Origin of the sequence: Synechococcus sp. H55.10 (assembly GCF_047502715.1) — a bacterium.
Classification (GTDB): domain Bacteria; phylum Cyanobacteriota; class Cyanobacteriia; order Thermostichales; family Thermostichaceae; genus Thermostichus.
In genome coordinates this window covers 82,184-100,578 of record NZ_JANSJJ010000040.1, presented here as the reverse complement: position 1 = coordinate 100,578, position 18,395 = coordinate 82,184, and the positions used below count along the sequence as shown (strand labels likewise).

Annotated in this window: 18 protein-coding genes; 11 read left to right on the top strand and 7 right to left on the bottom strand. The window is 60.1% G+C overall.

Going from position 1 to position 18,395, the window contains the following annotated elements; genetic code table 11:
* The first annotated feature begins 7 nt into the window (after positions 1-7).
* Entirely contained in the window at positions 8-1,186 is a 1,179-nt protein-coding gene (gene speB / locus NW858_RS03710; RefSeq protein WP_414347891.1) for an agmatinase, read from the top strand.
* A 3-nt stretch (positions 1,187-1,189) separates the two neighbouring features.
* Positions 1,190-1,558 (top strand): hydrogenase maturation nickel metallochaperone HypA, encoded by a 369-nt coding sequence (gene hypA, locus NW858_RS03705; protein ID WP_414347894.1) that lies wholly within the window; start codon positions 1,190-1,192, stop codon positions 1,556-1,558.
* Positions 1,559-1,569: 11 nt separating this feature from the next.
* Here the strand turns inward: hypA and NW858_RS03700 are convergent, their stop codons facing one another.
* From NW858_RS03700 to NW858_RS03685, 4 genes are all read right to left on the bottom strand, one after another.
* Positions 1,570-1,887 (bottom strand): TMEM14 family protein, encoded by a 318-nt coding sequence (locus NW858_RS03700; protein ID WP_414347896.1) that lies wholly within the window; start codon positions 1,885-1,887, stop codon positions 1,570-1,572.
* A gap of 105 nt (positions 1,888-1,992) precedes the next feature.
* Positions 1,993-2,199: a hypothetical protein gene (locus NW858_RS03695; protein ID WP_414335497.1), complete on the bottom strand. Its 207-nt coding sequence runs from the start codon at positions 2,197-2,199 to the stop codon at positions 1,993-1,995.
* A gap of 451 nt (positions 2,200-2,650) precedes the next feature.
* Positions 2,651-3,457 (bottom strand): PPC domain-containing protein, encoded by an 807-nt coding sequence (locus NW858_RS03690; RefSeq protein WP_414519837.1) that lies wholly within the window; start codon positions 3,455-3,457, stop codon positions 2,651-2,653.
* A gap of 78 nt (positions 3,458-3,535) precedes the next feature.
* Positions 3,536-4,762: an aminotransferase class I/II-fold pyridoxal phosphate-dependent enzyme gene (locus NW858_RS03685; protein ID WP_414335499.1), complete on the bottom strand. Its 1,227-nt coding sequence runs from the start codon at positions 4,760-4,762 to the stop codon at positions 3,536-3,538.
* Positions 4,763-5,596: 834 nt separating this feature from the next.
* On the opposite strand from NW858_RS03685, the gene hpf reads away from it, so the two are divergent.
* Together hpf and NW858_RS03675 are read left to right on the top strand one after the other, a co-directional pair.
* Positions 5,597-6,169: a ribosome hibernation-promoting factor, HPF/YfiA family gene (gene hpf, locus NW858_RS03680; RefSeq protein ID WP_414335493.1), complete on the top strand. Its 573-nt coding sequence runs from the start codon at positions 5,597-5,599 to the stop codon at positions 6,167-6,169.
* A 12-nt stretch (positions 6,170-6,181) separates the two neighbouring features.
* Positions 6,182-6,910: an urease accessory protein UreF gene (locus NW858_RS03675; RefSeq protein WP_414335491.1), complete on the top strand. Its 729-nt coding sequence runs from the start codon at positions 6,182-6,184 to the stop codon at positions 6,908-6,910.
* 55 nt (positions 6,911-6,965) lie between these two features.
* Here the strand turns inward: NW858_RS03675 and NW858_RS03670 are convergent, their stop codons facing one another.
* Entirely contained in the window at positions 6,966-8,249 is a 1,284-nt protein-coding gene (locus NW858_RS03670) for a D-alanyl-D-alanine carboxypeptidase (protein ID WP_414347332.1), read from the bottom strand.
* A 164-nt stretch (positions 8,250-8,413) separates the two neighbouring features.
* Between NW858_RS03670 and NW858_RS03665 the strand changes: the two genes are divergently transcribed.
* The 7 genes from NW858_RS03665 (at position 8,414) to NW858_RS03635 (ending at position 15,983) form a co-directional block, all read left to right on the top strand.
* Positions 8,414-8,866, top strand: a complete 453-nt coding sequence (locus NW858_RS03665) for a hypothetical protein (protein ID WP_414335488.1) — start codon at positions 8,414-8,416, stop codon at positions 8,864-8,866.
* Between the two features lie 66 nt (positions 8,867-8,932).
* Positions 8,933-9,850, top strand: a complete 918-nt coding sequence (locus tag NW858_RS03660; RefSeq protein ID WP_414347329.1) for a CoB--CoM heterodisulfide reductase iron-sulfur subunit B family protein — start codon at positions 8,933-8,935, stop codon at positions 9,848-9,850.
* Between the two features lie 147 nt (positions 9,851-9,997).
* The gene (locus NW858_RS03655) at positions 9,998-11,476 is read left to right on the top strand and encodes a hypothetical protein (RefSeq protein WP_414519834.1); all 1,479 of its coding nucleotides are present in this window, start codon (positions 9,998-10,000) and stop codon (positions 11,474-11,476) included.
* A 247-nt stretch (positions 11,477-11,723) separates the two neighbouring features.
* A complete protein-coding gene (locus NW858_RS03650) occupies positions 11,724-12,710 on the top strand; it encodes a pentapeptide repeat-containing protein (RefSeq protein ID WP_414519832.1) in 987 nt (328 codons plus the stop codon).
* Between the two features lie 98 nt (positions 12,711-12,808).
* Positions 12,809-14,320 carry a sensor histidine kinase gene (locus tag NW858_RS03645; RefSeq protein ID WP_414336157.1) on the top strand — a complete coding sequence of 504 codons (1,512 nt, stop codon included), beginning with the start codon at positions 12,809-12,811 and terminating at the stop codon, positions 14,318-14,320.
* Between the two features lie 102 nt (positions 14,321-14,422).
* Positions 14,423-15,184 carry a sensor histidine kinase gene (locus NW858_RS03640; protein WP_414349328.1) on the top strand — a complete coding sequence of 254 codons (762 nt, stop codon included), beginning with the start codon at positions 14,423-14,425 and terminating at the stop codon, positions 15,182-15,184.
* A 67-nt stretch (positions 15,185-15,251) separates the two neighbouring features.
* On the top strand, positions 15,252-15,983 hold the full coding sequence (locus NW858_RS03635; RefSeq protein WP_414336233.1) for a response regulator: 732 nt from the start codon (positions 15,252-15,254) through the stop codon (positions 15,981-15,983).
* A 45-nt stretch (positions 15,984-16,028) separates the two neighbouring features.
* On the opposite strand, the gene NW858_RS03630 is transcribed toward NW858_RS03635, so the two are convergent.
* Together NW858_RS03630 and NW858_RS03625 are read right to left on the bottom strand one after the other, a co-directional pair.
* Complete coding sequence (locus tag NW858_RS03630; protein WP_414519830.1) at positions 16,029-17,675, bottom strand: DUF3352 domain-containing protein; 1,647 nt, start codon at positions 17,673-17,675, stop codon at positions 16,029-16,031.
* A gap of 108 nt (positions 17,676-17,783) precedes the next feature.
* On the bottom strand, positions 17,784-18,287 hold the full coding sequence (locus NW858_RS03625) for a ribonuclease H family protein (protein ID WP_414519828.1): 504 nt from the start codon (positions 18,285-18,287) through the stop codon (positions 17,784-17,786).
* Positions 18,288-18,395 lie beyond the last annotated feature (108 nt).

The following is an 18,395-nucleotide window of genomic DNA, read 5'->3' as shown; positions in this document are numbered from 1 at the left end:
TCCCATTATGACCACCGAATCGAACGCGAATAACGACTTTTCCAGCGAAGCCCAGGCCGCTCTGGCCAAGGAGGCGGGGCTTTCTCTCTCCGGCTGGCAGCAAGAGGTGAGTCGCGGCTTAGAGTTTGGCCTAGAAGCGGCAGCCAGTATCGGCGATCGCTCGATCCCCACCTTTTCCCGGGGCGAATTGCCCCACTATGCCGGCATCAATACCTTTCTCAAGGCTCCATACCTGGAGGATGTGCGCAAGGTTGGGGAATACGATGTGGCGGTGGTGGGCGTACCCCACGATTCCGGCACCACCTATCGGCCCGGCACCCGCTTTGGCCCGCAGGGGATCCGGCGCATTTCCGCTTTATACACACCCTATAACTTTGAGTTTGGCGTCGATTTGCGGGAGCAGATCACCCTCTGCGATGTCGGGGATATTTTTACGATCCCGGCCAACAACGAAAAATCCTTCGACCAAATCTCCAAAGGGGTAGCTCATATTTTCGGGTCTGGGGCTTTTCCCGTTATCCTGGGCGGAGATCACTCGATTGGCTTTCCCACAGTGCGCGGCATCTGTCGGCACCTGGGGGACAAAAAAATGGGCATCATCCACTTCGACCGCCACGTGGACACCCAAGAAACCGACTTGGATGAGCGCATGCACACCTGTCCTTGGTTTCATGCCACAAATATCCGCAATGCGCCTGCCCACAACCTCGTGCAACTGGGCATTGGCGGCTGGCAAGTGCCCCGGCAAGGGGTGAAGGTCTGCCGGGAGCGGGCCACTCATATCCTTACCGTTACCGATATCACCGAAATGGGCTTGGATGCAGCCGCCGATTTTGCCCTCGAAAAAGCCCTAGACGGCACCGATTGCGTGTACATCAGCTTCGATATCGACTGCATCGATGCCGGCTTTGTGCCGGGTACCGGCTGGCCGGAACCCGGTGGGCTGCTGCCGCGGGAGGCCCTTTACTTGCTCAAGCGCATTGTCCGGGAAGCACCCGTCTGTGGCCTAGAAGTGGTGGAAGTTTCTCCCCCTTACGATATCAGCGACATCACAGCCCTGATGGCCACCCGAGTGATTTGCGATACGCTGGCCCACTTGGTGGTATCCGGACAACTGCCGCGCCGGGAAAAGCCCGCCTACATCCACCCGGAGGCGACACCGGAAATGGTCGGCGACTGGAGGTAGGGGATGCATGAAACCGACATGACGCGCGCCTTGATCCAAACGCTGCGCGACTGGTGGCAAAGTCAGCCCGGGCAGCCCCAGATCGCCCGGGTGCATCTGGTGGTGGGACAGTTTACCTGCGTGGAGCCGGCCAGCCTGCAATTTGCCTATGCTGCCCAAACCCAGGGCACTTTCCTGCAGGGATCCCAGTTAATCATCCGGGAAACACCGCTGATTGCTTATTGCCATCCCTGTGGCCAAGAGTACAAGCCAGAAATGGGCCGTCGCTACGCTTGCCCCCACTGTGGATCCCCGATGGAAGAGATTCGCTCGGGGCGAGAGCTGAAGATCGACCACATCGAATGTTTAATCGACTCTGACCCAGCAGCGTGACCAGAAGTCGCCTAGGCCGATGCAAGGCTCAATCCCAGGAGGACAGCCGCTCCCAAACTCAGGATCACCATCAAGCCGGCGGGCATAACCTTTCGGGTTTTGCGATAGCGCAGGGCGAAGACGACAGATCCCAACACCGTTGTCCCCAAGCCTAGGCCCAGCCCCCAGCGGGGATCCACCCCCAGCAGCCAGTGGCTCACTCCACTGAGTACAGCCCCAACCAGTCCCGCGATGAAAGACTTAGAGCTTTTGCCTTTCACGTAGCCAATTACTCCGCCCACTAGAAGCAGTGCTCCATAGACCAGCAAGGTGATTTGCGCGGTCAGCATGATTGGGAAAGCCTTGTCCTCTCTCGGTTTAGCTTAATCGGCGGGAAGCCCCGCACTGTATTTGTGAATTGTGTTTACTCAACGAAGATGAGTGCCGGGAGTCGTTCACTCAACGAGGATATCGCGAATCAAGGGCAAGCGAATGCTGATGTAGCGATTGAGCACCGAGGCATCGACACTGCTGAGGACATGTTTTCTCTGGCAGGCGCTCAGAAGCAGATTCACCAAGTCGTCATCGCGTTTTGTGAGCCAATCTGGCCTGCCAATCTCGCTGACCAAAGACCAAAACTGGCGTACCATTTCAGGAGTCATGGCATCCATTTTGTGGGGATAGGGGCTAGCTGCAAAAGAATGGTCTAGGCCATTGACCTGATTCTAGAAAAAAGACCTCACCTGTGAGAGCAATATTTCAGCTCCGTCACAACTTAGGATAAGATGTCATGCTTTCCCATAAACCTCAGTAAGTGCCGACCATCCTTGTTCAGAAAGCTTGAAGAAAACCAGAGGTTGCTAACCTTAGCCATAGCCATTTCAAGCCGGTCTAAAACATCTCCGCAGCGCCCTGCACCGCCATAGATGAGTAGCCTCCCCTTTGGAGCGGGAGAGGGGAGCGCAAAATTCGCAAGGTTTTCACCGCTACTTAGCATAACTATAGAAAAAACAACGATTCCCGTCAAAATCTGGTCATCACCCTATCGGCCTTAAGGTAAAGGCTGCCCGCTCTCCTTCACCAGAAGAGGAAGAACCTTGACGAGCCTGGGTGCTAGCGTAAGGTGTACTGCAGCTCATAAGCCCCTTTTTCTCCTGGCCCATAGGTGTTGGCCCGCAGGGTATAGGTGCCGGTGCGGGGCAGAAAGGCAATCATCAGAGCATCGGTTCCGCCGCCTTGGTCGTCATCCCAAGCCACGACTTCTCCGCTGGGATCCAACAGTTGCAAAAAAGCATCGAAGTCGGCGCTGGTTAGGGAGGCGATCAGGATCTGGCCGGCGCGAGCGGCAATGGGATATTCGTCCATCCAACTGCCATCCTCGGGGTGCTGCAGGGATCCCTCCTGCAGACGGCCTGATGGAGTTTGCTGCCAATCGATCTGGGTGAGGACATAGGTCAGCCGGTAGTTGCCGGTGGATTCTGGCTCAAAGCTGGTGGCTCGCAGGGTGTAGGTGCCGCCCTCTGGCAGACGCACCGCCAACAAGGCATTTATATCTGGGCCGGAGTCATCGTCAAAGCCGATCACCCATCCTTGGCCATCCACCAGCTCCAGGTAAGCATCGAAATCTTCGCTCTCCAGGGCCGCAATCAGGATCTGCCCCGGCTGAGATGTAATCGAAATCTCATCCCAAAAGCTGCCATCCTGAGGGTTGCTCAGATCTTCAGGGCTGAGGGTTCCCGCCAGGGTTCGGCCATCTCTCCACAGGGGAGAAGAAGCAAGGGAGGATCCCACCTGCGCGCTCCTCTCTTGCAGCAGATCCAACCACCGACAACTGCTGGACAGCCCCAGCGCCACCAGACTCAGGGCCAAACAGGATCCCCAGCGGCGGGGAAGTGCGAAAGAACGACACAAGCTCAACATCGACAAGACTCCCCGCCCCTATGAGCCAAAACCACGCCTCAATTTTATCCATTGGTTTGCCGGGGCGGGTGGGTAACTTCACAGGGAATCCCAAGCTTGTAAGACGGCTTCCAGGGCCAGCCGCCCGTGGCCAAGATGGGTTCCCCCCTGCAAATAGACGGTGTAGGGATCCCGCATCGGCCCGTCGGCAGAGAGCTCAGCACTGCTGCCCGCAACAAAAGTGCCTGCCGCCATCACCACCGGATCGGCATAGCCGGGCATCACTTCTGGGATCGGGGTGAGGTAGGAATCCACCGGTGAGCTACTTTGAATGGCGCGGCAGAAAGCCTGCAACTTCTGCGGGGATCCCAGTTGAATGGCCTGAATGATGTCGGTGCGGGGCGCTTGTGGCAGAGGCGAGACCGGGTAGCCCAGATCGTGAAACACCTGGGCGGCCAGGTGGGCAATCTTGACCGCTTCGGCCACCATCTGCGGGGCCAAAAACAACCCTTGAAACAGGAGCCGGTTGAGATCGAAGGTGGCCCCGCCTTCCGAGCCGATCCCCGGCGCCGTCAGCCGGCAGGCAGCCTGCTCCACCAGCTCGGCCCGCCCCGCCACATAGCCCCCCGCTGGGACGAGGGTGCCGCCTGGATTTTTGATCAGGGATCCGGCGATCAGATCGGCGCCCACATGGGTTGGCTCTTGGGTTTCCACAAACTCGCCATAGCAATTGTCCACCAAGACCACCACCTCCGGGTTTTGTGCTTTGACGATCTGGATCATCTCGGCAATCTGGGCAATGGAGAAGCTGGGCCGCCAACTGTAGCCACAGGAGCGCTGGATGTGCACCAGGCGGGTTTGCGGTCTGAGAGCGGTTTTCAGGGCCTGCCAATCGACATCGCCCTTCCGCAGATCCAACTGGCGATAGGTAACGCCGAACTCCCGCAGGGATCCCCGCCCCGATCCCCGCAGGCCGATCACCTCCTCCAGAGTGTCGTAGGGGGGGCCGGTGATGGCCAACAGCTCATCCCCCGGGCGCAGCACCCCGAACAAAGCACAGGCAATGGCATGGGTGCCGGAGACCATCTGCAGCCGCACCAGCGCCGCCTCACAGCCCATGATCTGGGCAAACACCCGATCCAACACCTCTCGCCCCCGGTCGTCGTGGCCGTAGCCCGATACGCCGGCAAAGTGGTGGGATCCCACCTGCTGGTCGTGGAAGGCCCGCAACACCCGCGCCAGGTTCTCCCTGAGAACCTGGTCCATCGCCTGAAACCGCTCCTGCAGAGCCGCTTCTGCTCTGTCCAACAGCGCCGCCGCCTGCAACGGGATCCCTTTGCCCACCGAGTTCACCCCACTTCTTGCCCACAAACCGGCCTTAACCCTAGCAGAACCGGCCACCAACCCAGAGGCCAAAAACAGCTTCTCAGACCTGCTACTTCTGGGAACGATGGCTTCACAGAAACTCTATCTTGATAAAAACCTTAATTTCAGTTAGCACTTCTTCATCTTCTCTGTCAGTTTCTGCCCCGGCCAGACAAAGCGTCCCCTGCCGCTGCGGCCCACACCAGGTTGTATAATGACCCAATAGAGGGATATTGACGGGAAGAATAGAGGGATATTCGGACTGGGGGAAGGTGCCGGTTCAGCAGCCGCTGCTTTTCTCGACTGCATGGGAGTTTCCTTGAACAACTCGGCTCCCTCTTTTAGGTATTGACAATAGCGAGCGTTGTTGGGAGAGTTTTACCCATCTATCCTTCACCTCTCCGATCCGCAGAGTCGAATTCAAGTGTTAGCAAAAGAAAGTATTTCAAGTTTCGCCGGCAAGATTGCTCTCTCCAGCCCTTTGCTTCATACCTTCTCCACCTAACTTAACTTAGGGTTCTGAATTCTAGGGATCCCTCTTTGCCCGAGCAATCGCACTGGTGTGCGAGCCATCAAGAGTTAAGACAGCCTAAATTTATTCTTAACTCCTGGTCGGGAACCCGAGGGGAGGTGTTAACTTAGACTTAACCCAAGAGGTTAGTGCCGCTTGCATGGCCCCTTTTCGCAAGTTGCCGGGCCGCGATCATGCCTGAGGTGGGGGCTGTTTTCTAGGGATCCTTTGCGAGGGTAAGGCGCTAACTTTAGGCGTAAACCGATACAACTGGGAGAGTCTCCATGACTAAGCTTGTGATCCAAGGGAAGAACGTCGAGATTACCGACGCCATCCGCAGCTACGTTCAAGAAAAAATTGAGCGTGCTGTCAGCCATTTTGCCCAGATCACCAGTGAGGTTGATGTCAATCTATCGGTAGCCCGCAACCCCCGTATCAGTGCCAGCCAATCTGCCGAAGTGACCGTCTACGCCAATGGCACCGTTATCCGGGCGGAAGAAAGCAGCGAAAATCTCTATGCCAGCATCGATCGTGTGGCCGACAAGCTGGCCCGCAAGCTGCGCAAATACAAAGAACGCAATGGCGTGCACCGCACCCGCCACGCCCCCAAAACCTCTTGGGCGGTGTCCCAGCAGCCTGTTACCGATCCGCTTAATACCGAACGGCAGCCGGAGTTGCCGGCTGAGGTGGTGCGCACCAAATACTTCGCCATGCCTCCCATGTCAGTTCAAGAAGCGCTGCACCAGTTGGAGCTGGTGGATCACGACTTCTATGTTTTCCGCAATATCGAAAACGGCGAGATCAACGTCATCTACGTCCGCAACCACGGCGGCTACGGCCTGATCCGCCCCCGCTAAAGCTTCGTGAAGATGCGCGGCGAACCTTTCTCCCAACTTGCTTCGCGGGGATCGAGCAACGCTTTCTATCTTTTGCTGCAGCTTACCGATTCTGCCCTGCCGATTGGTGGTTATTGCCACTCGTGGGGTTTGGAAACGGCGGTTCAGGCGGGTCAACTTCGGGATCGGGTCGGGGTGCAGCAGTATCTGCTGGGGGTTTTGCACATGAGCTTGGCCCCCATTGAGGGCAGAGCCTGTGCCCTGGCCCACCGTTTGGCGCAAGCGGGATCCCCGTCGGGAGTAGAGAAGCTGCAGCGGCAATTGCAAGCCACCCGTTGGGCGGCGGAGCCGCGGCAAGCCAGCTTGGATCTGGGGAAGCGTTTGACTCAACTGGCAGAACGCACCTGGGGAATCTCCGTCCCCCAAGCAGTGGGGGAGCCGTGGCATCATCCCTTGGCCTTCGGCTGGATCTGTGCTCAGGCAGGCATTGGGCTGGAAGATACCCTACGGGCCTTTTTGTTTGCCTCCCTCACCGGGTGGGTCTCGGCGGCGGTGCGCTTGGTGCCTTTGGGGCATAGCGAGGGGCAAAGTCTGCTGGCCCAATTGTATGAGCCGATTGAGACCGTGGTGCAGCAGGAGATCCTGCCGGTTGTCCGGCGGGATCCTGCTCTCAATTGGCCTGCCCTGAGCAGCTTCGCCCCCCTCAACGAGCGCGATTGCCAAGCCCACCAGCAGCTCTATTCCCGCCTTTTTCAGTCCTGAACGCTGCCCCCCTCTCCCTCTGGGAGAGGGGCTGGGGGTGAGGGCGGGGCACAGTTCAGCGGAGAGGCTCCCCAACGGCCAGCACCTGCTGCAAGAACTGATCCTGTTGCCGGCGCAAAACGCCCAGATCGGGACTGTGGTTGAGCAAGATGAAGTTGTGGCCATTGGGCAACTGCCCCATCAGCATCAGCCGCTCCGCAGCGGATCCCACCTGGGCAGTCGTACCTGGGGGCAAGGTGCGCGCCCTCAGGGTGCTGTGGCCGATGCCTGCTCTGGGCAGGATCCGAGTCGGATCCCCATCTGTGAGATCCAGCAGGTGTTCCCAGAGATGAGCTAGGGCGCGAGGGGAGAGGTACAGTGCTTGCCCTCCTTCTCCAAGGCGGATGTCTTGCTCAGCAGGGGCCATTTGGGGATCCAGGCGGGCAATGGGCTGAGCCACCAATCGCTGCCGCAGGTACTCCAGCAGGGCCGTTTTGCCCCCCAGCTCCGCCAACAGGGCTTCTGCCATGGCCCGGTCGTTGCTGCCGTTGAGGAGTTGCAGCAGGGATCCCAGGCGCAGCGAGGTGTAGACGGCCAGGCAATGGGCATCTGCAGGCCAATCCCTCAGGAGCGACACAGAGCCGCCAATGGCAACCGGATGGGGCTGTTGGGTACCGCTGAGAAGCTCTGCCAGACGCCGGGCGCCGGCTACAGGATCGGGCTGGCCCAGCAAACGGAAGGGGGGCACCACCTTCACATCCCCGTCGATCTGGCGAATCCCAAGGCTGTGTAAGTGACGGGCCAGCTCGGCCACATTTGCCTCTGTGAAATAGGGATCCCCGCTGCCCACGAGGATCAAATCTCCCGTCAGGCGGTGGCCTGACCGATGGCCTGTGGTGTAGAACCGGGTTTCAAAGCGATGCTCGTAGCCCCAAGTCTCCAGAGCCATCAAGCTGATGGCCAACTGATCCAAGGCCCCCACCGGCAAAGGCCGATCCAGCAGGTGCTCCGCCAACAGCTCCCCCTGCGGCGTCCACAGCAGGATCCCCTGTTGTGAGAGCGCTCCCCCTTGGGCCGCCAATCCCTGCAAAAAGCCGGACAAGACCCCCGCATAGGGAGAATCTTTCCACCCCGGCGATTGTGCGCGGGGCCACCAGGGGGGAAGGCCCGGAGTCCCACTGGGGGAAGGCAGGGGCGGTGGTGGGGTGGGGATGGGGGGAAAAGGATTCTGAGCCGATGTGGGCAACTCGGCACCTATGCGGTTGCTCCAGCAGGCCCCCAAAGCCAAAGCACCAACCAACGGGATCCCTGCCCAGAGGAGACGACCATGGGGAAGCAACCCCTGTGGGATAAGCGGCATGATGACCTCACCCAAGACACTTGCAAAAGACGACGGGCTGGCAAGACTTGACGCTACTCTAGTGCCATCCGAACCGCCTTGGCAAATCTTCGTTGCAGCCTAGATATCTTTAGTACTAAGAAATGTTAAGCTAAAAGCCTGGATCCCGAACCGAGGTGAGGCCCATGGAACCCCTTTACGCTGGCGGCAACTTCTCCAGTTCTTTTGTTAATCCCCCCATTTACTCCGCCATTGCCCTGCTTAGCTTTTTTGCTCTTATCTTCGGCATCATTTTCAAAGATAAGCTGGAATACCAGGTAGCCCTTTGGCAGCTCAACCGAGATAGCCAGGCAACAATTCGCTACCGGACTCCTGGGGTGATCCTCACCTACGGTCTCTGCTGTTTGTTTACCCTTGGTTTTGTGGTGGCGTGTTTGAACGTCTTTGGCCTGTCTCTGACTCTGGCCAGTTGGGTGGGTGGAATCCTGGTGCTGAGTACGGCAGGCTTGGTGTGGTGGCAGTTGGGATCCCTACTGGCCCTGTTGGCTATGGGGGGCTCCCAGGCCATTGATATCGACTCTTACGGGGCAGAGGCTGCTTGGGATGCCAAGACAGCAGCGCCCCCTGAAGGGGAATAGGCGCTAGCCTCTGTTCACCAGAGCCCCCATCTCAATCGCAAACCCAGTGCTCTTTCGCTTCTTCTCATGACTGCGGCCCTCCCTTCATCCTGGCGCTACGCCTACTACCCCGGCTGTGTGGCCCAGGGGGCTTGTCGCGAGCTGTACGACTCTACCAACCGGATCGCGCGGCATTTGGGCATCGAACTGGTGGAGCTGGAGGCAGCTTCCTGCTGTGGTTCCGGCACCTTCAAGGAAGAATCGGAGCTGCTGGAAGATACGGTGAATGCCCGCAACCTGGCTTTGGCAGAGGCATTGGGGTTGCCGATGCTCACCCACTGCAGCACTTGCCAGGGGGTGTTGGGCCGCGTGAATGAAAAGTTGAAAGCTGCGAAAACCGCGGATCCTGAGTACTTTCACCGGGTGCAAACCCTGTGCCAGCAAGGAAGCTGTGAGAGCTGCTACGAAGGCACCGGCGATGTGCGCCATTTGCTGTGGGTGCTGGTTCATGACTACGGCCTGGAGCGATTGGCCCGACAGGTGAAACGGCCTCTGTGGGGGCTGCGCTGCGCCGCCTTCTACGGGTGTTATCTGTTGCGGGCCTACGATATCTCCCGCTTTGACGTGGCGCGGGATCCCCGTTTGCTGGAAGATCTCTTCGAGCATTTGGGGGCCACCCCTGTTTGGTATCGCGGGCGCACCCAGTGTTGCGGTTGGCCCCTTTCCAGCTATGCCCCGCAGCAGTCTTTCTCGATGGCAGGCCGGCACCTCCTCGAAGCAATCGAGGCGGGAGCCGATTGTTTGGTGACTCCTTGTCCCCTGTGTCACCTCAATTTGGACTCGCGCCAGCCGGAGGTGGAGCAGGTGATCGGGCGCAAGCTGGGGATCCCGATCCTGCATGTGCCGCAATTGGTGGGCCTGGCCCTGGGGATCCCGGCGGAAAACCTGGGATTGAACCGCCATGTGGTGCGGGTGGAAAAAGCCCTGCAAAAAATAGGCCGCTAAACTCCAGGGGGGATCCCTGGGCAAACACAGGTGGGTTCTGCCTGGGAAGGATATGCTATTCTGCCCAGCAAGATACCCAGCCCTGTTCAAAAACCGCAAAGACCCTCGTAAGCTTAGATTCGGCATACTCCTGCTTGGCAGCTCCCTATGGTAGTCTCGGATCCCCTGGGCCTTGTCGTGCAAGAAGTGCAGCGGGGCGGGTACGCAGACCGAGTCAAAAAGCTGGTTTACTTTGCCTGCACCAGCACCTGGGAAGGCGATATCGGCAAGTTGAGCCAAATAGACCTGAAGGCACTCCTGGAGCAGCTCTGCCGTGAGCACGCAACCCTTGATGCTCTGGGCCAGCGCTTTCGAGATGCCATCAGCCGCATCAACAAAAAAGCCGAGTATGCCCGCATCGCCAAGATGCTGCTGAGCAAGCTGGAGCCTTTGTATCAACAGCCGCAAGCAGATCCATCGGTTTGGGCTCAGCCCTCGCCTGTCTTGTCTTTGAAGTACGGGGGTTTGCAACTGCAAAAGCAAGACTACGATCCCTTCGAGTTGCGGGCAGGGGTGATGCGGCAAGCCAGCCCTTTGCGGGTCAAGCTGGTTCTGTTCACGGCTTTGTACCACAAAGTAGAGCCCACTCTGCAGGGGTTGGCGGCCCTACGGCGCTACAGCCTGGATGAGCTGCTCACAGCCCTTTATAGGGCCTGCAATTCCCCCCAAGAGCTGGAAACTCGGCTGAAGGAGGCGGTGCAACAGTCGCAGGAGCCTGATCAGGATGGCCAAGCTGCCAATGCCGTGCTGCAGATGCTGAAGCCTCTTTACGTTTCTGTGCCCCCAGAAACCGCCGCTAGTGGAGGGTTAGCTGCCGAGCCCGCCTCTGTCGCTCTCGATTGGCTCGATACAGAAGATGCTGTTGGCGCCCCCATGACTTGGGTCGAGGATGGGGAGGATCCCTCTATAGGGTCTCCGGCTCTTACAGCTCTGGCAACATCGCCCAACCCCTCTTCTGACCTCCGACAGGCGATCCCAGAGTCCTGCCGCCAACTGCTCCATCGCAGCGCCGGATCCCTGATGGTGGCCATCGAGAACACCCTGAGCGAGTTGGGCAATGCTCTGGACGAAGGACTACAGGATGAGGATCCCGCCCAATATCTGACGCTCAAACACCAGGTGCTGCGCGGCTTCTTGAGGGATGTCGAGGGATCCGCCGCAATGTTCAGGGGGATTTTGAAAAAGCTGGAGCAATCGGAGTGGCGCCTGGTGCAGCCCCTTCGCGGCGGCGGTGGAGAACACGCTCTGCCGGAAGTGCCTGGCGAGCTGGTGGATCCCTATGCTTCCCTGAGACAGGTGTTGGCCAGCAGCGAGCTAACTCGGCAAAAGCCGCAGCTAGAGCAGGAGGTGATGCGTCTGGTGCGGCGCAGCGTCAGCTCGGTTAAAGCGGCTATCGAACAGGCCCTGAGCGAGTTGGGCCAGGCGTTGGATGAGCAGTTCCCAACCTGTAGCCTGGAAGAAGCCTTGGTTCTCAAGTACCAGGCGTTGCGCGCCTTTTTGCAGGAAGTGGAGGAGATCTCTACGAAATTTGCTGCTCTGTTGGAACGTATGGAAGAGGCAGAGCGCCGTCTGTTCGGACTGGTTTGAGAGCCAACCCCCCTGTTTGGGAATCCCGTCTAGCACTCATAGCCATCGCCTTCGAATTCCATACGCTGTCGCCAACGCGCCGCTCTAACTCCCCTCTCCCTTTGGGAGAGGGGCTGGGGGTGAGGGCTGGGAGAGGGGCTGGGGTGAGGGCGGCGCAGAGCGGTAGGGAAACGTCGTGATTTTCTTCTAGAATGGCCACCAGTTAGATCCCCCCTCACTGCTTCATCTGAGCTCCCCCTCTCTATCTATGGATGCCAAGGAGCTGCTCCGCCTCTACCGGGCAGGACGCACTAACTTTGCGGGCGAAAACCTAGCCGCCCTGGATCTAAGCCGGGCCGATTTAATCGGGGTGGATCTCTCGCAAGCCAACCTGCGCAGTGCCAATTTGATTTTTGCTTTTTTGGGGCGGGCCAAGCTGCAGAAGGCCAACCTTGTTGGGGCTAACCTCGGTGGGGCCAACCTCAGCCAGGCGGACTTGAGCGAGGCGGATCTCAGAGATGCTCAGTTGCACGGCGCCACTTTGCAGGGGGCAGATTTGCATGGGGCCAACCTGACCCTGGCCCTGCTGCTGGATGCCAATCTGCTGGATGCGGATCTGCGCTGGGCTAACCTCACCAGCGCCAACTTGGGGGGGGCTTGTCTGCGGGGGGCCAACTTGCGACTCGATAGTCGTCGGGGAGCGGTGTTGCGCAACGCCAATCTCAGCCGCGCCGACCTGAGCGGAGCCAACCTGGCGGGAGCGGATTTGACGCGGGCCGACCTGAGCGGGGCCAATCTCAAAGAGGCCAGCCTGCTCAAGGCCAACTTGCAAGGGGCCAATCTGCAGCAGGCCTGTTTGCAGGGAGCCATCCTGAGCGAGACCGACCTGAGGGGGGCTGCCTTTACAGGGGCAAACCTGCAAGGAGTGCAGATGATGCGGGCCAATTTGAAGGAGGCGATACTGCGCCAGGTGAATCTGACAGAAGCCAACTTGAGTGAGGCAGATCTGGCCGGGGCCGATTTTTCCGCCAGTTGCCTGCGCTCGGCCAAGCTGGCGCGGACGGATCTCAGTCGGGCCAATCTGGCCGGGGCCGATTTGAGGCATGCCAACCTGGTGGACGCCTACTTGGGGCGCACCAACCTGGAAAACGCCGATCTCGGCGACGCGATCCTGACCCGAGCCGATCTAAGCACGGCTAACCTCAGCGGGGCCAATTTGCGCGGGGCAACCCTGCCGGATGGACGGATTGGGTGAGCAAGGCGGGGATCCGCCCTGGAGCAGGTGAGGTTTTCCGCTGTCCTGGGAGCACCACAACCGCTAGCCTACAGGGGAAGGGTGGGACAAAGGGATCCGTGAACAGCCGCCGATTTCTGTCCTTGATGGAAGCCTTGTGGGCTGCTCTGCCTTTGCCGGAATGGTTGCCGGGGGCGGGGGAGCGCTCGTGGCAGCAGACGGTGGCAGCCCTGCTCCAGCTATGGCAAGAGGTGGGACGGTTTGGCGTGGTGATCGGTGGGCCGGTGTCTTGGTGGCCCCCCTGGGTGGTGCGGGATCCGCTGCCCCAGCTGCCGCTGCCCATCGACGCCCCAGAACCCAACCTGAAGCTGCAAGAGCCGGCCCGCGAAGCCCCCTGGCTGTTTACCCCCGATCTGTCGCCGGAGTCGATCCTGACCCCTGGCCAGACGGTGATCCCTCTCCTGCCGCGGGATCCCTTGGTGGAGGAGCCTTTTTTGCTGGTGCTCACCCCTGTTTTTTCGGCGGTGGCCGCCCAAGGGTATCACCCCCACACGCGGCAAAGAGGCATGATGGTGTCTTTTGAGCCGGAGGTGGTGCATCGGGCTTGGCAAAGCCTGGAGCAGCGGGTTCAACAGGGCAGGCCGGATCAGCTTGCTGCTTGGCGAGAGTTGGCCATCCACTATCCACTGATGCAGCCGCATGTGCGGGTGCTGGCCCGCTTCAGCAGCCTTCTTTTGTTAGGGAACTTGGCCGAATCGGGCTCCTCGCCCGCTTGCCTGCCCCCTGCCAGAGCTGAGGTGGAGAACTCCCCTGCGCCCCCAACCCGGCCAGAAGACACCAAGAAGGGGCGGCTCTCGGCAGCTTCCTCTCCCCCTTCCCCCACAGATTCCTCTCCCCAGAGCCAGTCCTCTGGTCAACAGAGCAGCCTTTCGGAGGCAGAACTGTTGCGGGCTCTCATTCACGAGATCCAGACCCCCCTTAGCACCATCCGCACCTTGGTCAGTCTCATTCTGAAGCGGCGCGACCTGCCGCCACGGGTACGGGAATACGTAGAGAAAATCGATCGCGAATGTACCGAGCAGATCAACCGCTTCGGGCTGTTCTTCCAGGCCACGGAAACGGTGATGCCCGCTGCCACTCCCGGCGAAGGGCGTCGGCTCCAGCTAGAGCCCATTGCGTTGGTGGACTTGGTGCGGCAAAACCTACCTCGCTGGCAGGAGCAGGTGAAACGACGGGGATCCCAACTGGAGCTGCAGATCCCCGACGAGCTGCCGGATGTGGTCAGCGATCCCAAGGCGCTGGAAGCGGTGCTGTTCGGCATGGTGGATCGCATTGCCCGCAGCACACCGGCCGGCAGCCACATTCGCGCCCAGCTGGTCAGCGCTGGCGAGCTGGTCAAACTCCAGTTTCAGGTCAACACACCTGAGGCCAGCAACGCCGCTGCCGACTCAGAGCCCAAATCTCCCCAAGCCATTGGGCAGTTGTTGGTCGTGCAGCCGGATACGGGTGCAGTGAGCCTCAGCCTTCCCGTCACCCAAACCTTGTTCCGCGCCTTGGGGGGCTACCTCACCGTGCGCCACCGCGCCCACCGGGGGGAAATTCTCAACATCTACCTGCCCCGCCAGCTATGAGCCACCGATCCCGCTCTCATCCCGATATCCTTATGGCGGATCGCAGGGGAGATGGGGCTAGGATCGATCTGCCAGCGCCGGGAGAGTCTAGAGATTGGATCCATGCCGAGAGCCAGAAAAGTTGCCGAACACCATCCAGAGCCAGAGCCTGCCTGTGGAGCTGGGGATCCCAGAGTCAAGGGGGTAACTCTCTCTGCGCAGCAGCTCTCCACCTTGCTCCACGAGATGCGCAACCCTCTCACCGCTCTGAGCACGTTGGCCAAGTTACTACAAAAACGCTTGCCCCCAGAAGATCGCAACCACTGGATTGGCCTGAGCATTGAACAGGAGTGCAAGCATCTGCAAGATCTGCTGGCGGAGTTCGAGCGTTTGGACGGGATCCCGGCTCCTCTCCAACTTCAGTCCCTCTCCTTGCCTGACCTGCTGCGGGAGTGGATCCCTATTTATCAAGCCCTGGCGGAAACCCAGGGACACCGCTTTCAGGCCGTTCTGCCCCCTTCGCTGCCCCCTGTACAAGGCGATCCGCGCGCCCTGCGGCAGGTGCTGGATAACCTAATCGACAACGCCTGCAAATATACCCCGCCCCCAGGTCAGATTTGGCTGAAGGTGGAGTTGGTTGAGGATTGCTCACCTGACTCGCAGCGGTCAGTAGCCATCGCCGTCTGTGACAATGGCCCCGGCATCCACCCCGAGAACCTGGAGCGGATCTTTGACCCTTTCTTTCGGGCGGATCTTTCTAAGCCAGGACAGGGGCTGGGGTTGGCCATTAGCCGCGACTTGGCCACCCAGATGGGAGGAGACCTTCGCGTGGACAGCTCCCCCCAAGGCTCTTGTTTTCGCCTCAGATTGCCCACGGCCCAGTAGAGCTTGAAAATGTGAGCAAGGGTGTTTCTCCCAGCCAAAATCTTGAAAGCTATCCAGGAGCTGCCCAATGGCCCCCTCCGCTCAAGCCAAACCCGAACCTGCCTTGGCCCGCATCTTGTTGGTAGATGACGAGCCAGGTCTGCGGGAGGCAGTGCAAGCCTACCTAGAAGACAGCGGCTTTGAGGTGATCCCGGCTGCCAACGCCCAGCAGGCTCTGCAGCTTCTCGGCACGGCCCAACCGCAACTGATCATCTCCGACATCATGATGCCGGGCATGGACGGCTACCAATTTTTGGCGCAAGTGCGAAAACTCGAGCCCTACAGCCATCTGCCGGTGGTGTTCCTCACCGCCAAAGGCATGACTGCCGACCGCATCCAGGGCTACCGGGCCGGCGTCGATGCCTACTTGCCCAAGCCCTTCGATCCGGAAGAGCTGGTGGCCATTGTCTCCAATCTCATCGAGCGCTCGCGCGCGGCTAGCCCCTCGGAAGTGGTGGCCCGCGAGCTGGCCTCGATTCGCGCCCTGCTGTCGGAGCGAACTCTCCCCCCAACCAGTCCCTCCCAGCCCCTCACCCCAACTCCTTTGCCCCCACCGATTAAGGTGGAGCTGACGCCGCGGGAACAGCAGGTGTTGGAGAAGGTGGCAGAAGGTCTGATGAACAAAGAAATTGCCAAACAACTGCAAACCAGCGTGCGCAACGTGGAAAAATACGTCACCCGCCTCCTCAACAAGACGGGCACCAGCAGCCGCACCGAGCTGGTGCGCTACGCCCTCACCTACGGCCTGATCCGGTTGTAGCCCTCACCCCCGATCCCTCTCCCTCTGGGAGAGGGGAGAAGGGGCTTACGGCTGTGGCTTGGGCGGAACGGTAACCAGCAGCTCCAGCCCAAAAGCATGCTCCCCGGCGGGGTAGCTGGTGATCCCCACCCCATCGATGCGGGTCAGCAGCTCGCGGGCTTCCGGCTCTACGCTGGCCAGCCCACCTGGCAAGGCGGCTTCTAGCACCGTGCGGAGGCCTCGCCAATTCAGCAAAAAGTAGCCGTAGTTGGGCTTGGGCAACTGGTTGTAGAGGGTTTTCAGCGGCTCGGTTTGAGGAAGCAGATGGCCCTGGCGCTGGGCAAGGCTTTGCAGCGCCGCCGTGCTGGTGGTAACCATCAGGTAGTTGCCTTCCCAGGCACGGGTTAGAAGCGGACGGTTAAACAAGGGATCCGCCCAGGTTACCTGGCCATCGGCTTCCGTTACTCGCGCGCCCGACTCCTGAGCCAGCCGATCCAACTGGGCCAGGGCCGCGTTGGCTTTGTCTTTTTGGCTGCTCTCGATGATCAAAGCCGCCCCCATGCCTTGCAAGAGGGGGTGGGCCTGGGCATCGGGCGCCACCAGCAAGGCTATCTCCCCATCCAGCCAAGCCATCAGGTCTCGATCCAGATCCAGGCGGGTGTTGGTGCGGAACTCGGCCCGCAGTTCATCCAGGGACTCTTTGGCCTGGGGATCCTCTTCCAGCTCCGCCACAGCCGCCTGCCAGCGTTGGGCAACCTGCTGGGTGGTGATCACCGCCAGGGCACTGCCGGGCAGCCGCTGGATCAGCTCGCCCCGGGCAGTCTGCCACCTGCGCAGCAGGGGAGTTTGGGGATCCAGTTGGGTGAGTAGGCGCGTCTGCAGGCCCTGCTCCCGCCAGTGGGCAGCCATAGCCAAAGAGCGCAGCGGCTGCAGGGATCCCAGCTCTGCCGGATCCCAGTCCCGCGTCCAATCTCGGAAAGACTCGGGATCCTCCTGCAAAGCCTGGAAGTTGAAGTAGGCAAAAGCCAAGGTGCCCGGCTTCTGGTAGAGATCGCCCACGGCAGTGCGGAAGCCTTCGGCGCGGCTAATGGGCTCCGCCTGGCCGCGATAGACAGCAATTGCCTGCTCCATCACCTTGGGATCGTTGGCCAGGGCCACGAAACGGCTGCCAAACTCGGCCGTCACCCACCGTTCGCCCGGCTCCCCATTGGTTTGCACGTAGAGAGTCACCCCTTGCTCCTGGCGCTGCTCGAAGTTGGCCCCTTCCGCCTCTGCCTGTTGCCGCACTTGGGCCAGGAATTGCCTGGACAGATCGGCGTTGCGGGTGCTGGCTCCAAAGAGGATCCCAGGCATCGGTTCCGCAGCCCCCGGCACCAGGTTGGGGATCACCACCGCCAGCGTGAATTGATCCCCGGCCCAGGTCTGGATCTCCTCGCGGGAGAACTCCTGGCCGGTGCTGGCCCAAGCTTCTGCCGTCCAGCTCTCCCAACGGGCCAAAAGGTCAGGGTGGGTACGCAGCGCCTCTTCTGGTTTGGTGGAAAAGGCCAACACTAGGAGTGCCGATTGGGGAACCAGCGCCGTCTCCGGCAGAACATCGCCGGGCAACTGCACCTGGGGTGCCCTGAGCTGACAGGAGCCCAAAAGCCAAGAGCCCCCCACCGCCATCAATGTCAGGGAGAACGGACGGGGGCGACGATAAAGTTGGGCCTGCATACCACACCTGCAACGAGCCGTCCTCTTGAGCATAAGCGATAAACTCGAAGGCTGTCTGTGATCCCAGGCCCGCCCACCAAAATATGTAGAAATTGTTACTTGAAATGCCTACCGGGATCGGGCGCGCGCGACCAGCCCATCCACATATTCGTTCCAGCGCAGACCTCGGTGGGCCGGGATCCAGGCCACCCGCACCTGCGGGCACTGCCGTTTCAGTTGATACAGCTCTTGCACCAAGTCCAGGTTTTCCACTGGCCCCGTACGCCGTCGCCACCCCTGCGCTGCCCAGCGCTCCATCCAATCGTTGTAGGTCTGCACACAGAGATGGGAGTCGCTGTAGATAGTGTCCATGCGGTTGTCCTGGGTATCGCGGCAGTATTGCAAGGCCCGAATGAGACCGGTCAATTCCATGCGGTTGTTGGTACTGGCGGGATCCCCTCCCCAAAACTCTTCCACAATCTGGTCATCCTCAACCACCACCACCGCCCATCCCCCTGGCCCCGGATTGGGGGAACAGCCCCCGTCAGTGAAGATGCCGCTGTGGGGGCAAGCAACCGGACGGCTAGGGCGCGCTCCTCCACGGTTGTGAATCCGTGAGACTTGGGCCATCATTCAGGATCCCTGCTCGACAACAGACACTGGATCTTAACCCCCCCAGGCCTGTCAGCGCCACTACTTAGTAGATATTTAGTGGAAACAGCGTCAGCGAAGCCTTATTTC